The 14,222-nt window shown below is 60.9% G+C and carries 11 protein-coding genes; 5 read left to right on the top strand and 6 right to left on the bottom strand.

The genetic code is table 11. The features are described 5' to 3' along the window. Window positions 1–3 precede the first annotated feature (3 nt). Both trmH and recG read left to right on the top strand, forming a co-directional pair. Window positions 4–699, top strand: a complete 696-nt coding sequence (gene trmH / locus ACJ8HT_RS22190; protein WP_197653434.1) for a tRNA (guanosine(18)-2'-O)-methyltransferase TrmH — start codon at window positions 4–6, stop codon at window positions 697–699. Then, entirely contained in the window at window positions 696–2,777 is a 2,082-nt protein-coding gene (gene recG, locus ACJ8HT_RS22185; RefSeq protein WP_033636486.1) for an ATP-dependent DNA helicase RecG, read from the top strand. Before trmH ends, recG begins: the two co-directional genes overlap by 4 nt. A 42-nt stretch (window positions 2,778–2,819) precedes the next feature. Here the strand turns inward: recG and gltS are convergent, their stop codons facing one another. Continuing rightward, window positions 2,820–4,031: a sodium/glutamate symporter gene (gltS, locus tag ACJ8HT_RS22180; protein ID WP_038872558.1), complete on the bottom strand. Its 1,212-nt coding sequence runs from the start codon at window positions 4,029–4,031 to the stop codon at window positions 2,820–2,822. Window positions 4,032–4,271: 240 nt separating this feature from the next. On the opposite strand from gltS, the gene ACJ8HT_RS22175 reads away from it, so the two are divergent. Continuing rightward, on the top strand, window positions 4,272–5,672 hold the full coding sequence (locus ACJ8HT_RS22175; protein ID WP_019452186.1) for a nucleobase:cation symporter-2 family protein: 1,401 nt from the start codon (window positions 4,272–4,274) through the stop codon (window positions 5,670–5,672). A 128-nt stretch (window positions 5,673–5,800) separates the two neighbouring features. Then, window positions 5,801–7,462: an AsmA family protein gene (locus tag ACJ8HT_RS22170; RefSeq protein ID WP_087762532.1), complete on the top strand. Its 1,662-nt coding sequence runs from the start codon at window positions 5,801–5,803 to the stop codon at window positions 7,460–7,462. A gap of 38 nt (window positions 7,463–7,500) precedes the next feature. On the opposite strand, the gene fabY is transcribed toward ACJ8HT_RS22170, so the two are convergent. The 5 genes from fabY to typA all read right to left on the bottom strand — a co-directional run bounded on the left by fabY (window position 7,501) and on the right by typA (window position 12,429). Continuing rightward, complete coding sequence (fabY, locus tag ACJ8HT_RS22165) at window positions 7,501–8,448, bottom strand: fatty acid biosynthesis protein FabY (RefSeq protein WP_004931235.1); 948 nt, start codon at window positions 8,446–8,448, stop codon at window positions 7,501–7,503. Window positions 8,449–8,469: 21 nt separating this feature from the next. Continuing rightward, window positions 8,470–8,907: a D-aminoacyl-tRNA deacylase gene (gene dtd / locus ACJ8HT_RS22160; protein ID WP_025304712.1), complete on the bottom strand. Its 438-nt coding sequence runs from the start codon at window positions 8,905–8,907 to the stop codon at window positions 8,470–8,472. Further along, window positions 8,904–9,797: a virulence factor BrkB family protein gene (locus ACJ8HT_RS22155; protein WP_049201866.1), complete on the bottom strand. Its 894-nt coding sequence runs from the start codon at window positions 9,795–9,797 to the stop codon at window positions 8,904–8,906. Before ACJ8HT_RS22155 ends, dtd begins: the two co-directional genes overlap by 4 nt. Before the next feature lie 51 nt (window positions 9,798–9,848). Continuing rightward, the gene (gene yihX, locus ACJ8HT_RS22150) at window positions 9,849–10,439 is read right to left on the bottom strand and encodes a glucose-1-phosphatase (RefSeq protein ID WP_060425015.1); all 591 of its coding nucleotides are present in this window, start codon (window positions 10,437–10,439) and stop codon (window positions 9,849–9,851) included. A gap of 166 nt (window positions 10,440–10,605) precedes the next feature. After that, a complete protein-coding gene (gene typA, locus ACJ8HT_RS22145; RefSeq protein WP_004931243.1) occupies window positions 10,606–12,429 on the bottom strand; it encodes a ribosome-dependent GTPase TypA in 1,824 nt (607 codons plus the stop codon). 370 nt (window positions 12,430–12,799) lie between these two features. Here typA and glnA point away from each other — a divergent pair, with 370 nt between their 5' ends. Next, window positions 12,800–14,209, top strand: a complete 1,410-nt coding sequence (glnA, locus tag ACJ8HT_RS22140) for a glutamate--ammonia ligase (RefSeq protein WP_019452181.1) — start codon at window positions 12,800–12,802, stop codon at window positions 14,207–14,209. Window positions 14,210–14,222 lie beyond the last annotated feature (13 nt).

Here is a 14,222-nt window from a genome sequence, read left to right as displayed (position 1 = left end):
CTTATGAGTCCTGAACGCTATGCGCGGATTTGTGAAATGCTCGCGACCCGGCAGCCGGATTTGACGGTCTGCCTGGAGCAAGTGCACAAACCGCATAACGTCTCCGCCATTATCCGCACCGCCGACGCCGTCGGCGTGCATCAGGTCCACGCCGTGTGGCCCACCACCCGCATGCGCACCCTGGTTTCCTCCGCCGCCGGCAGCAACAGCTGGGTCAGCGTCAAAACCCATCGCTCCATCGGCAACGCGGTCGGTCACCTGAAAGCGCAAGGCATGCAAATTCTGGCCACCAATCTGTCTGCGCGCGCGGTCGATTTCCGCGAGGTGGATTACACCCGGCCCACCTGCGTGCTGCTCGGCCAGGAAAAAACCGGCATCACCGAAGAAGCGCTGGCGCTGGCCGATCAGGACATCGTCATTCCGATGATCGGCATGGTGCAATCGCTCAACGTCTCCGTGGCCTCAGCACTGATCCTGTATGAAGCGCAGCGCCAGCGGCAGAACGCCGGCCTGTATCGCCGCGACAACAGTATGCTGGATGAAGAAGAGCAGCAGCGTCTGCTGTTCGAAGGCGGCTACCCGGTGCTGGCCAACGTGGCCAAGCGCAAAGGGCTGCCACGCCCGCAGATTGACGAGCAGGGCCAGGTGATCGCCAGCGCCGAATGGTGGGCGGCCATGCAGGCGACGGTGCGCAAATGAAAGGCCGCCTGCTGGATGCTGTCCCACTCACCACGCTTTCCGGGGTTGGCGCCAGCCAGGCGGGCAAACTGGCCAAGCTTGGCCTCGAGACCATTCAGGATCTGCTGCTGCACCTGCCGCTGCGCTACGAAGACCGCACTCGCCTCTACCCGATCAACGATCTGCTGCCGGGCATCTACGCCACGGTAGAAGGGGAAGTGCTGCGCAGCGACATCAGCTTCGGCCGCCGCCGCATGCTGACCTGCCAGATCAGCGACGGTACCGGCATCCTCACCATGCGGTTCTTCAACTTCAACGCCGCGATGAAGAACAGCCTGGCCACCGGCCGCCGCGTGACCGCCTACGGCGAGATCAAACGCGGCAACCACGGCGCGGAGATCATCCATCCGGAATACCGCATTCAGGGCGAAGCCAGCGAAGTCGAGCTGCAGGAGTCGCTGACGCCGGTCTACCCCACCACCGAAGGGGTGCGGCAAGCCACGCTGCGCAAGCTGACCGATCAGGCGCTGGAGCTGCTGGATACCTGCGCCATCGCCGAACTGCTGCCGCCGGAGTTGAGCGGCGGCCTGATGAGCCTGCCGCAGGCGCTGCACACCCTGCATCGCCCGCCGCCGGACATCCAGCTGGCGGATCTGGAGCTGGGCAAACACCCGGCGCAAAAACGCCTGATCCTCGAAGAGCTGCTGGCGCATAACCTCAGCATGCTGGCGGTACGCGCCGGCGCCCAGAGTTACCAGGCGCAGCCGCTGCTGCCGGACGATCGGCTGAAAAACCGTTTTCTCGCCCAGTTGCCGTTCTCGCCGACCGGCGCGCAAACGCGCGTGGTGGCCGACATCGAAGCCGATATGCAAAAAGACTTCCCGATGATGCGACTGGTGCAGGGCGACGTCGGCTCCGGCAAAACGCTGGTGGCGGCGCTGGCGGCGCTGCGCGCTATCGCGCACGGCAAGCAGGTGGCGCTGATGGCGCCGACCGAGCTGCTGGCCGAGCAGCACGCCAACAATTTCCGCCAGTGGTTCGAACCGCTGGGGCTGGAGGTCGGCTGGCTGGCCGGCAAACAGAAAGGCAAGGCGCGCATCGCGCAGCAGGAGGCCATCGCCAGCGGCCAGGTTTCGATGGTGGTTGGCACCCACGCCATCTTCCAGGAGCAGGTGCAATTTAACGGCCTGGCGCTGGTGATCATCGATGAGCAGCACCGCTTCGGGGTGCATCAGCGGCTGGCGCTGTGGGAGAAAGGCGAAGAACAGGGCTTCCACGCCCATCAGCTGATCATGACCGCCACGCCGATCCCACGCACGCTGGCAATGACCGCCTATGCCGATCTCGATACCTCGGTCATCGACGAGCTACCGCCGGGCCGCACGCCGGTGACCACCGTCGCCATTCCCGATACCCGCCGCGCCGACATCATTCAACGGGTGAAGAGCGCCTGTCTGGAAGAGGGGCGGCAGGCTTACTGGGTGTGCACGCTGATCGAAGAGTCCGAACTGCTGGAAGCGCAGGCGGCGGAAGCCACCTGGGAAGAATTGAAAACCGCGCTGCCGGAGCTGAAGGTGGCGCTGGTGCACGGCCGCATGAAAGCGCAGGAAAAGCAGGCGGTGATGCAGGCGTTTAAACAGGGCGAGCTGCAGCTGTTGGTCGCCACTACGGTGATCGAAGTCGGCGTCGACGTGCCGAACGCCAGCCTGATGATCATCGAAAACCCGGAGCGGCTGGGCCTGGCGCAGCTGCACCAGCTGCGCGGCCGCGTAGGACGCGGCGCCGTGGCCTCACACTGCGTGCTGCTGTACAAAACGCCGCTGAGCAAGACTGCGCAAACGCGCCTGCAGGTGCTGCGCGACAGCAACGACGGCTTCGTCATCGCGCAGCGCGATCTGGAGATCCGCGGCCCGGGCGAGCTGCTGGGCACCCGCCAGACCGGTAGCGCCGAATTCAAGGTGGCGGACCTGCTGCGCGACCAGGCGATGATACCCGAAGTGCAGCGCGTCGCTCGCCATCTCCATCAGCACTATCCGGAGCACGCCCAGGCGCTGATCGAACGCTGGCTGCCGGAGAAGGCACGCTACTCCAACGCATAAAAAAGGGCGCCGCAGGCGCCCTTTTCATTATGACTCGCGATATCACCCCACCGCCGGGAACACCGGCAGCAGCAGATACAGCTTGATGACGATGGCGTTGGCGATATCGATAAAGAACGCCCCCACCATCGGCACCACCAAAAACGCCACGTGCGACGGGCCGAAGCGATCGGTGATCGCCTGCATGTTGGCGATCGCCGTCGGCGTGGCGCCCATGCCGAAGCCGCAGTGGCCGGCAGCCAGCACCGCCGCGTCGTAGTTTTTACCCATCACCCGGTAGGTAACGAAGATCGCGTACAGCGCCATGACCAGCGTCTGCACCGCCAGGATCGCCAGCATCGGCAGCGCCAGCGAGGCCAGCTCCCACAGGCGCAGGCTCATCAGTGCCATTGCCAGGAACAGCGACAGGCTGACGTTGCCCAGCACCGATACCGCCCGCTCGAACACGGTATAGAAACCGGTGAAGGCCAACGTGTTGCTGAGGATCACCCCGACGAACAGCACGCAAACGAAGTTCGGCAGTTCAAACACCGTGCCGCTCAGCAGGCCGGCAATCAGCTGCCCCAGGCTCAGACAGATGGCGATCATGGCGATGGTTTCGATCATCACCAGCGAAGTGATCAGGCGGCCGCTTTCCGGCTTCTCGAAGCCGCTCGGCTGCACGCTGTCTTCCGGGGTGCCTTCCGGCGTGGAAGAGTGCTTGACCAGATAGCGCGCCACCGGGCCGCCGATCAGGCCGCCCAGCACCAGCCCGAAGGTGGCGCAGGCCATGGCGACTTCCGTCGCGTTTTCAAAACCGTAGCGCTCGATGAACAGCTTGCTCCAGGCCGCCCCGGTACCATGCCCGCCCGACAGGGTGATCGACCCGGCGATCAGGCCCATCAGCGGATCCAGCCCCAGCATTTTCGCCATGCCGATACCGATGGCGTTCTGCACGATAAGCAACCCCAGCACCACGAACAGGAACACCACCAGCACCTTGCCGCCGGCGCGCAAACGCGCCAGGTTGGCGTTCAGGCCGATGGTGGCGAAGAAGGCCAGCATCAGCGGGTCCTTCAGCGACATGTCAAAACTGATTTCCCAGTTGACGAGCTTTTTCAGGGCTAAAAGCAGGAGGGCCACCAGCAAACCGCCGGCAACGGGAGCAGGAATGGTATATTTTCGCAGCAGAGGAATGGTTCTGACGCACTTGCCCCCGAGGAGCAAAACCAGCGTCGCCGCGACTAACGTGCCATAAGTATCAAGATGAAACATCCAGGTACTCCATGTAAGGGAAAAGATCCAAATAAAAATAATAAGTTATAGAAAACCACTTAGTTTTTAAACTTGATGAGTGCGGGATTAAAAGTAAAAAACGCTGAGATGACAAGAAAAAATGAATGAAAATGCGACATAAACGAGAAAGTCGGCAACATAATATTTACGCGCAACCGTTTGCTTTTGCGGGGCGGAGCATTAAAATGCCTGCTTTGCCGTATCTGGAAACGCCACACCATGAGCATGTCATCCTCCGAGCTTGATGCCGCGCGCCAAGCCGCCTCAGAACCCCGCGCCAGTGAACTGATTTATCGCCTGGAAGATCGCCCGCCGCTGCCGCAGACGCTGTTTGCCGCCGGCCAGCATCTGCTGGCGATGTTCGTCGCGGTGATCACTCCGGCCCTGCTGATCTGCCAGGCGCTGGGCCTGCCGGCACAGGATACCCAGCACATCATCAGCATGTCGCTGTTCGCCTCCGGTCTGGCTTCCATTCTGCAAATCAAAACCTGGGGGCCGGTGGGTTCCGGGCTGCTGTCGATTCAGGGCACCAGCTTCAACTTCGTTTCGCCGCTGATCATGGGCGGTCTGGCGCTGAAAAACGGCGGCGCCGACGTGCCGACCATGATGGCCGCGCTGTTCGGCACCTTGATGGTCGCTTCCTGCACCGAAATTTTGCTGTCGCGCGTGCTGCATCTGGCGCGCCGCATCATCACCCCGCTGGTTTCCGGCATCGTGGTGATGATCATCGGCCTGTCGCTGATTCAGGTCGGCCTGACCTCGATCGGCGGCGGCTACGCCGCGATGAACGATCACAGCTTCGGATCGCCGAAAAACCTGCTGCTGGCCGGCGCGGTGCTGGCGGTGATCATCCTGCTGAATCGCCAGCGCAACCCTTATCTGCGCGTGGCTTCGCTGGTGATCGCCATGGCGGTCGGCTATCTGTTGGCCTGGGCGATGGACATGCTGCCCGCCGACGCACCGGCGGCCCCCACGGCGGCGATCACCATCCCCACGCCGCTCTATTACGGCCTGGGCTTCGACTGGAACCTGCTGCTGCCGCTGATGCTGATCTTTATGGTCACCTCGCTGGAAACCATCGGTGACATCACCGCCACCTCCGACGTCTCCGAACAGCCGGTCAGCGGGCCGCTGTACATGAAGCGCCTGAAGGGCGGCGTGCTGGCCAACGGCCTGAACTCGATGCTGTCGGCGGTGTTCAACACCTTCCCCAACTCCTGCTTCGGCCAGAACAACGGCGTGATCCAGCTGACCGGCGTTGCCAGCCGCTACGTCGGCTTCGTGGTGGCGCTGATGCTGATCGCGCTGGGGCTGTTCCCGGCGGTGGCCGGCTTCGTACAGCACATTCCCGAGCCGGTCCTGGGCGGCGCGACCATCGTGATGTTCGGCACCATCGCCGCCTCTGGCGTGCGCATCGTGTCGCGCGAGCGTCTGAACCGCCGCGCCATCATGATCATGGCGCTGTCGCTGGCCGTCGGCATGGGCGTCTCCCAGCAGCCGCTGATCCTGCAGTTCGCGCCGGACTGGCTGAAAACCCTGCTCTCTTCCGGCATCGCCGCCGGCGGTATTACCGCCATCGTGCTGAACCTGGTGTTCCCGCAGGAACACGAGAAAAAGTAACCCGTCCATTGATGTTCAAACGGCCGCTTGCGGCCGTTTTTTATTGTCTATCAGACCATTGCCCTTGAGATGCCCGGCCAATTGCGGCATAAACAGGGTATCTTTTTTGACCGATGCGGATGTAGACGATGAAATTTATCGGAAAGCTGTTGCTGACGTTGCTGCTGCTGATCGTGTTGGCGGTGGTGGTACTGTACCTGGTCGGGCAAACTCGCTGGGCAGCAGGCCGCCTGAGCGCCTGGATCAGCGACAACAGCGAATACCGCCTGTCGATAGGAAAAATCACCCATTCGTGGAGCCAGCCGGACCAGATCGCTCTGGAAGACGTGCAGCTGGCGCGCAACGGCCAGCCGCAGGCGCTGGTCGCCAAACGCGTCGATCTCGGCCTCAGCCTGCGCCAAATCACCGAACCGCGCTATTTCCACAGCGTTACGCTGCGCGACGGCACGCTGAACGTGCAGCCGCAGGCGGCGGCGCTGCCTGTACAGGCCGACGTGCTGCAGCTGAGCAACATGGCGTTGCAGTCCAACGATAGCGAGTGGCAGCTCAACGCGCAGCAGGTCACTGCCGGCATCACGCCGTGGCGCCCGCTGGCCGGCCATCTGCTGGGGGACAACAACCAGTTCCAGTTCAGCGCCGGTTCGATGACGCTGAACGGCATTCCCGCCTCGAAGGTGTTGGTGCAGGGGGAGCAAAAACAGGGCCAGCTGCTGTTGAACAACTTCGGTGCCAATCTGGCGCAGGGCGATCTGACCGGCGTGGCCAGCCGCGCGGCCGACGGCAGTTGGCAGGTGGATCGCCTGCGGCTGAGCGGCGTGCGCATGCAGACCCCGCTGACGCTGGCGGAATTCATGCAGCGCTTTACCACGCTGCCGCCGGTCACCCTCAAGCGTTTCGATCTGATCGACGCGCGCCTGGAAGGCAAGGCATGGGCGTTTAACGATCTCGATCTGTCGCTGCAAAACGTCAGCATCGAAAAAGGCGACTGGCGCAGCGAAGACGGCTCGCTCAACGTCAACGCCGGCGACGTGATCAACGGCAGTTTCCACCTGATCGACCCGATCGCCACCCTGCGGCTCTCTTCCGCCGGCATCGCCATTCAGCAATTCACCACCCGCTGGGAAGGCGGGCTGCTGCGCACCTCCGGCAACTGGCTGCGCGCCGGCAAACGCCTGCAGCTGGATGAAGTGGCCATGGCGGCGCTGGAGTACACCCTGCCGATCGACTGGCGCGAGCTGTGGCTGAAACCGCTGCCGGACTGGCTGGCGGAGGTGTACGTCACCAAACTGACCACCAACCGCAATCTGATCATCGATATCAACCCGGCATTCCCGTTCCAGATCACCGCGCTGGACGGCTACGGCAGCAACCTGCTGCTGGCGCGCGATCGCCAATGGGGCATCTGGTCCGGCTCGCTGAACCTGAACGGCAGCGAAGCGACCTTCAACAAGATAGACGTGCGGCGCCCTTCGCTGGCGCTGAATGCCGACGCCAATCAGATCGCCGTCACCGAGCTCAGCGCCTTTATGCCTAATGGGTTGCTTGAGGCCAAAGCGACCGTCGATCAGCTGCCGGGCAAGCCGTTCCAGCTGACGCTGCACGGCCGATCGGTACCGATCAACACTTTGCAGCAATGGGGATGGCAGCCGGTTCCGCTGACGGGCGACGGCAACCTTGAGCTGCAGTTGAAAGGGCTGCTGAACAGCGACGGGCCGTTCAAAGCCTCGTTAAAGGGCAATCTGCAGGCCACCACCGGCGACGGCCAAGCGGTGAACCAACAACTGCCGTAATGCACTGCGCGGCCCGCCTTCAGGGCAGGGCCGCCGCCTTACTCTTCCAGCGCTTCAGAACCGCCCTGATCCAACGGCACATCCGGCTCGGCCGGCAACACCATGTAGGTGCCTTCGAACACCGCGCCTTTATCCTCGTCGCCGAACAGATGTACTTCGGCGTGTACGCGCGCGCGGCGGCCGCGCGCCAGACGCGCCAAATCGCCGCTCAGCGAGCCGAGATCCGCCACCGCCCGCGGCCTGCCGGTGATCGGTTTGCTGTAGCGAATGTGCGCGTCCGCCAGAATGATGGTGCCGCCGAGATGGCGCTCGCGCAGCAGCAGCCAAATCAGCCCCCAGGCGGTCAGCGTCGCCAGCGAGAACAGGCTGCCGGCGAACAGCGTATGGTGTGGATTCTGGTTGCCGATCTCCGGCATGGTGGTGACGAAGCGCTGGCCGGTGTATTGGCTGATGCGCACGCCCATCTTTTCGCTCAGCGGGATATGTTCATACCAGGCCTGCTGCAGTTGGCCGCACCAGTCGGGGCGATGCAGGATATCGTCCAGCGTCGCTACCGGTTTGATCATCAAAAAGTGGCGGATCGGGGTGGTCTGCGGCGCAGTGATCTCCCCCTGATTGACGAACCCCAGCTTGGCGAAGAAGTCCACCGCGTCCTCACGAGCGCTACACACCACCCGCTTCACGCCCTCCTGCCGCGCAACGGACTCCAGCGTCATCGCCACCAGCGTCCCCAGCCCTTTATCCTGCAGCGTCGGGTCTACCGCCAGAAAACGGATCGCCGCCTCGTTGTCGGCATTGATGTACAGCCGCCCGATGGCGACGATTTTACCGGCCTCGTCCACCACCATTTGGTGATGGGCCATGGCGTCATAGGCATCCTTTTCCGAACCCACCGGCTGGTGCAGCGGCTTGCGCAGCATTTCCCAGCGAAACTGGTAATACTCCTTCAGTTCTTGCTCTGTTACGGGTACTCGTAGGTGATACATAGACGCCTGTTCTCCGAATGCTTAGACCTGTAGCCAGAATGTCACCGGACCATCGTTGACCAGCGCCACCTGCATGTCGGCGGCGAACTCGCCGGTCTGGGTCTCTACGCCGCGTTCGCGGCACTGGCCAACAAAATATTGATACAACCGATCGGCTTCCTGCGGCGCAGCACCGCGCGAGAAGCTGGGCCGCATGCCCTTTTGGGTGTCCGCCGCCAGGGTGAACTGCGAAACGACCAGCACGCTGCCCCCGGCCTGCTGGACGTTGAGATTCATCTTGTCGTTCTCGTCGCCGAAAATGCGGTATCCCAACACGCGTTCGCACAGGCGCTGCGCTTTTTGCTCGTTATCGCCCTGCTCCACGCCCAATAACACTAACAAACCGGGGCCAATCTTGCCTACCGTCTCGCCACCCACCGTGACGCTGGCGTTTAACACCCGTTGAATCAACGCAATCATTCCTGCTGCCCTTCTGGTTTCTGTTCCTGTTGCTCCGCCTTCTGCCGGCGGTAGTCGCGGTATTCGCCGATGGTCACGGTGATTTCCGCGCCGAGTAACACGATACACCAGCTCCAGTAGACCCACAGGAATAAAATCGGGATCACCGCCAGCACGCCGTAAATCAGCTGATAGGAGGGGAACATGGTGACGTACAGCGCGAATCCCTTCTTGCCCAGCTCGAACAGCAATCCGGCCACCACCGCGCCAATCAGCGCGTCTTTGGGCGGCACCCGCACCGTCGGCACGATGCAATACAGCAGCCAGAAGGAGATGCACGACAAAATCAGCGGGAAGATGCGCAGCACCTGATCCACCAAACCGTTGACGCCGGTCTGTGCCAGCCAGTTGAGCGACAGCAGGTAGGAGCTGATGGCCATGCTGGCACCCACCAGCAGCGGCCCCAGCGTCAGCACCATCCAGTACACGGCGAAGGAGAAGACGATCGGCCGCTTGTTCTTGCTGCGCCAGATGGTGTTCAGCACGCTGTCCACCGAGGAGATCAGCAGTAGCGCGGTGACGATCAGCCCGCAGGTGCCGACGGCGGTCATCTTGTTGGAGTTGGCGACGAACTGTTCCAGGTAGTTCTGTATGACGTTGCCGGCGGCCGGCACGAAATTGGAAAAGATGAAGCTCTTCAGCTGTTCGCTGATGTCGGAAAACATCGGGAAAGCGGCGAACAGCGCGAACACCACGGTGACCAGCGGCACCAGCGACAGCAGGGAAACATAGGCGAGATGGCCCGCCAACATCGTCAGGCCATCGTGATCGATACGCTGGTACAGCAACCGTCCGAAGGTGACGCCGGGCTTAATCGCAGAGGGCAGCTTCTTGCGGCGGAAAAACGACATGGTCACTCCTTGATGTCAGTTGATACGCCTTAAGCTTAACGCGCCCTGCGCTCATTGGGCAAAATAGGCCGGCACCACGTCGCGATCGGTGACGTGCACCGTCTTGATCCCCAGCGCCTGCGCGGCGAGGACGTTCGCCGGGTGATCGTCGAAGAACACCGCGTCGGCGGCGGCGGTGTTTTCCGCAGCCAGCACATGTTGATAGATATCGGCCTCCGGCTTGCGCATGCCGAGATCTTGCGACAGATAAAGATGATCGGCGGCGGCGGCCACTTCAGGATAGTGCTGCGGCCAGTAGTTGCAGTGCAGACGGTTGGTGTTCGACAGCACCACCACCCGGTGACCCTCGTTGCGCAGGCGCTGCATGATGTCGATCACTTCCGGGCGCAGCGCGACAAATACCGCCTGCCAGCCGGTGGCGAATTGCTCGAAGCTGAGCGCGATGCCCATTTCATCGCACAGCTTGCCGGCGAAGTCTTCGTCGCTGATTTCACCGCGTTCATGTTGCTGGAATACCTCACCCATGGTGAAACGATCGGACAGCACCGCCAACGGCGTGCCGCTCAAATTGCTCCACACGCCCAGCACACGCTTGAAATCGATATCGACGATCACATTACCTAAATCAAAGATATACAGCATAGTCCTCTCCTGATGGGCCGGTGAGATTTCACTGTAGCGGGAAAAGGAACAGCTGAACAGGGAGCGAACGGAAAAGCGCATAGCGCGCCGCACAAACGAGGAACAACAGAGGAAAAAACTCAGGGCGCGAGAACCGCGCCCTAAGCATGAGACACTCAATCAGCGATTAAGCGTCTTTAGGACCGCGGCTGGCACGCTTACGATCGTTTTCCGTCAGGTGACGCTTACGGATACGGATCGAGGTTGGCGTCACTTCTACCAGTTCGTCGTCATCGATGAACTCCAGAGCTTGCTCCAGGGTCATTTTGATGGCCGGAACCAGGGTAGTCGCTTCGTCAGTACCGGAAGCACGCATGTTGGTCAGCTTCTTACCGGTCAGGCAGTTTACGGTCAGGTCGTTAGAGCGTGAGTGAATACCGATGATCTGGCCTTCATACACTTCTGCACCGTGGCCCAGGAACAGCTTGCCGCGATCCTGCAGGCCGAACAGCGCGAACGCTACCGCTTTGCCCTGGCCGTTGGAGATCAGCACGCCGTTCTGACGCTGGCCCACTTCGCCCGGACGCACGTCGTCGTAGTGGCTGAAGGTGGAGTACAGCAGGCCGGTACCCGAAGTCATGGTCATGAATTCGTTACGGAAGCCGATCAGACCGCGGCTTGGGATCACGTAGTCGAGACGCACGCGGCCCTTACCGTCCGGATCCATGTTTTTCAGGTCGGCTTTACGCTCACCCATCGCCTGCATCACGGAACCCTGATGCTGCTCTTCGATATCCAGCGTTACGTTCTCGAATGGCTCCTGCTTGCGGCCATCGATTTCACGGAAGATAACTTTCGGACGGGAAACCGCCAGCTCGAAACCTTCGCGACGCATGTTTTCGATCAGCACCGACAGGTGCAGTTCGCCACGGCCGGATACGCGGAAGGCGTCCGCATCGTCGGTTTCTTCAACGCGCAGCGCTACGTTGTGTACCAGCTCTTTATTCAGACGGTCAAGGATCTGACGCGACGTTACGTACTTACCTTCTTTACCGCAGAACGGCGAGGTGTTGACGTTGAAGAACATGGTTACGGTCGGCTCGTCGACGGACAGCGCCGGCAGCGCTTCTACGGCGTTGGTGTCGCAGATGGTGTCGGAGATGTTCAGCTCGCCCAGGCCGGTGATGGCGATGATGTCGCCCGCTTCCGCCAGGGTGCTGTCGATACGCTCCAGACCCAGGTGGCCCAGCACTTTGCCCACTTTACCGTTGCGAGTTTTACCTTCGCTGTCGATGATGGTGACCTGCTGGTTCGGCTTCACTTTACCGCGCTTGATGCGGCCGATGCCGATAACGCCCAGGTAGTTGTTGTAGTCCAACTGGGAGATCTGCATCTGGAATGGCGCTTCCAGCTCAACCTGCGGCGCAGACACGTGGTCGACGATCGCCTGATACAGCGGGGTCATGTCTTCCGCCATGTCGGTGTGGTCGACGCCAGCGATGCCGTTCAGCGCAGAAGCGTAGATGATCGGGAAGTCGAGCTGCTCGTCGGTCGCGTCGAGGTTCACGAACAGGTCGAACACCTGATCCACAACCCAGTCAGGGCGCGCGCCAGGACGGTCAACCTTGTTGATGACCACGATCGGCTTCAGACCATTGGCGAAGGCCTTCTTGGTCACGAAGCGGGTTTGCGGCATAGGGCCATCCATTGCATCCACAACCAGCAGCACCGAGTCAACCATCGACATCACGCGCTCTACCTCGCCGCCGAAGTCGGCGTGTCCTGGGGTATCCACGATGTTGATACGGTAACCGTTCCAATTAATGGCGGTGTTTTTTGCGAGGATGGTAATCCCACGCTCTTTCTCCAAATCGTTGGAGTCCATTACGCGTTCGGTCGCTTCCGCACGCTCTCCGAAAGTACCGGATTGTTGCAGCAGCTTATCAACCAGGGTGGTTTTACCATGGTCAACGTGGGCAATAATGGCGATGTTACGCAAATTTTCGATCACAGCTTTGCCTCGGGCATTAGAAATAGCGCGCTATTGTACACGTATTAAGCGAGGGACTAAACAAGATCACAACCATCTCTTATAAACAACCGCGTACCGGTCAGTTTGTGATCCCTTTCACGGTGCAAAAAGCCGCAATCGTTGCACTTTTGCACCATTTCGGTGCCCACGCTCACCCTTATTGCACCATAACGGTGCAATTTATCGTTGATGGTGCATACTGTGGCTGGGTAAAACCCACGCAGAGAGGCGATAAAAGCCTTTTCTAAAAGTTGGCACGCTTTTCGCTTTAGTCTTTTCAAGGCGAAAAAAAGCCAGTTCCACAGATTCGTTCCACGACGACGACAATGATAAACCGGGAGAGTTAAGTATGTCCGCTGAACACGTTTTGACGATGCTGAATGAGCATGAAGTGAAATTCGTAGACCTGCGTTTCACTGACACCAAGGGTAAGGAACAGCACGTGACTATCCCGGCTCACCAGGTAAACGCCGACTTCTTCGAAGAAGGTAAAATGTTTGACGGCTCCTCTATCGGTGGTTGGAAGGGCATCAACGAATCTGACATGGTGCTGATGCCGGACGCCAGCACGGCGGTTCTGGATCCGTTCTTCGAAGAACCTACGCTGATCATTCGCTGCGACATTCTCGAGCCGGGCACCATGCAAGGCTACGATCGCGACCCGCGCTCCATCTCCAAACGCGCCGAAGACTTCCTGCGCTCCTCCGGCATCGCGGATACCGTGCTGTTCGGGCCAGAGCCTGAGTTCTTCCTGTTCGACGACATCCGCTTCGGCAGCAGCATCCGCGGTTCCCACGTGGCCATCGACGACATCGAAGGCGCCTGGAACTCCGGTACAAAATACGACGGCGGCAACAAAGGCCACCGTCCGGCGGTGAAAGGCGGTTACTTCCCGGTTCCACCGGTCGACTCTTCGCAGGATCTGCGTTCCACCATGTGTCTGACCATGGAAGAGATGGGCCTGGTGGTTGAAGCGCACCACCACGAAGTGGCAACCGCCGGTCAGAACGAAGTGGCAACCCGCTTCAACACCATGACCAAAAAAGCCGACGAAATTCAGATCTACAAATACGTGGTGCACAACGTGGCGCACGCCTTCGGCAAAACCGCGACCTTCATGCCGAAGCCTATGTTCGGCGACAACGGTTCCGGCATGCACTGCCACATGTCGCTGTCCAAGAACGGCACCAACCTGTTCGCCGGCGACAAATACGGCGGCCTGTCTGAAACCGCGCTGTTCTACATCGGCGGCATCATCAAGCACGCCAAAGCGATCAACGCCCTGGCCAACCCGACCACCAACTCGTACAAGCGTCTGGTGCCAGGCTACGAAGCGCCGGTGATGCTGGCTTACTCCGCCCGTAACCGCTCCGCGTCCATCCGCATCCCGGTGGTCTCCAGCCCGAAAGCGCGCCGCATCGAAGCCCGCTTCCCGGATCCGGCGGCTAACCCATACCTGTGCTTCGCCGCGCTGCTGATGGCCGGCCTGGACGGCATCATCAACAAGATCCACCCTGGCGACGCCATGGATAAAAACCTGTACGACCTGCCGCCGGAAGAAGAAGCCGAGATCCCAAAAGTGGCCGGCTCGCTGGACGAAGCAATGGCCGCACTGAACGAAGACCGCGAGTTCCTGACCCGCGGCGGCGTGTTCACCGACGATGCGATCGATGCCTACATCGAACTGCGCAAAGAAGAGATGGACCGCGTTCGCATGACGCCACACCCGGTTGAGTTCGAACTGTACTACAGCGTCTAAGCCCTACCCGCGC

The organism is Serratia sp. CY44782 (assembly GCF_052168715.1).
Lineage (GTDB): Bacteria > Pseudomonadota > Gammaproteobacteria > Enterobacterales > Enterobacteriaceae > Serratia > Serratia nevei.
This window is presented reverse-complemented; position numbering and strand designations above follow the sequence as displayed.

Bases quoted from the DNA above. Each gene is read 5' to 3' on its own strand.
- recG (WP_033636486.1), top strand. From the start codon at position 696: ATGAAAGGCCGCCTGCTGGATGCTGTCCCACTCACCACGCTTTCCGGG.
- yihX (WP_060425015.1), bottom strand. From the start codon at position 10,439: ATGCTGTATATCTTTGATTTAGGTAATGTGATCGTCGATATCGATTTC.
- glnA (WP_019452181.1), top strand. From the start codon at position 12,800: ATGTCCGCTGAACACGTTTTGACGATGCTGAATGAGCATGAAGTGAAA.
- ACJ8HT_RS22170 (WP_087762532.1), top strand. From the start codon at position 5,801: ATGAAATTTATCGGAAAGCTGTTGCTGACGTTGCTGCTGCTGATCGTG.
- ACJ8HT_RS22175 (WP_019452186.1), top strand. From the start codon at position 4,272: ATGAGCATGTCATCCTCCGAGCTTGATGCCGCGCGCCAAGCCGCCTCA.
- fabY (WP_004931235.1), bottom strand. From the start codon at position 8,448: ATGTATCACCTACGAGTACCCGTAACAGAGCAAGAACTGAAGGAGTAT.
- ACJ8HT_RS22155 (WP_049201866.1), bottom strand. From the start codon at position 9,797: ATGTCGTTTTTCCGCCGCAAGAAGCTGCCCTCTGCGATTAAGCCCGGC.
- gltS (WP_038872558.1), bottom strand. From the start codon at position 4,031: ATGTTTCATCTTGATACTTATGGCACGTTAGTCGCGGCGACGCTGGTT.
- dtd (WP_025304712.1), bottom strand. From the start codon at position 8,907: ATGATTGCGTTGATTCAACGGGTGTTAAACGCCAGCGTCACGGTGGGT.
- trmH (WP_197653434.1), top strand. From the start codon at position 4: ATGAGTCCTGAACGCTATGCGCGGATTTGTGAAATGCTCGCGACCCGG.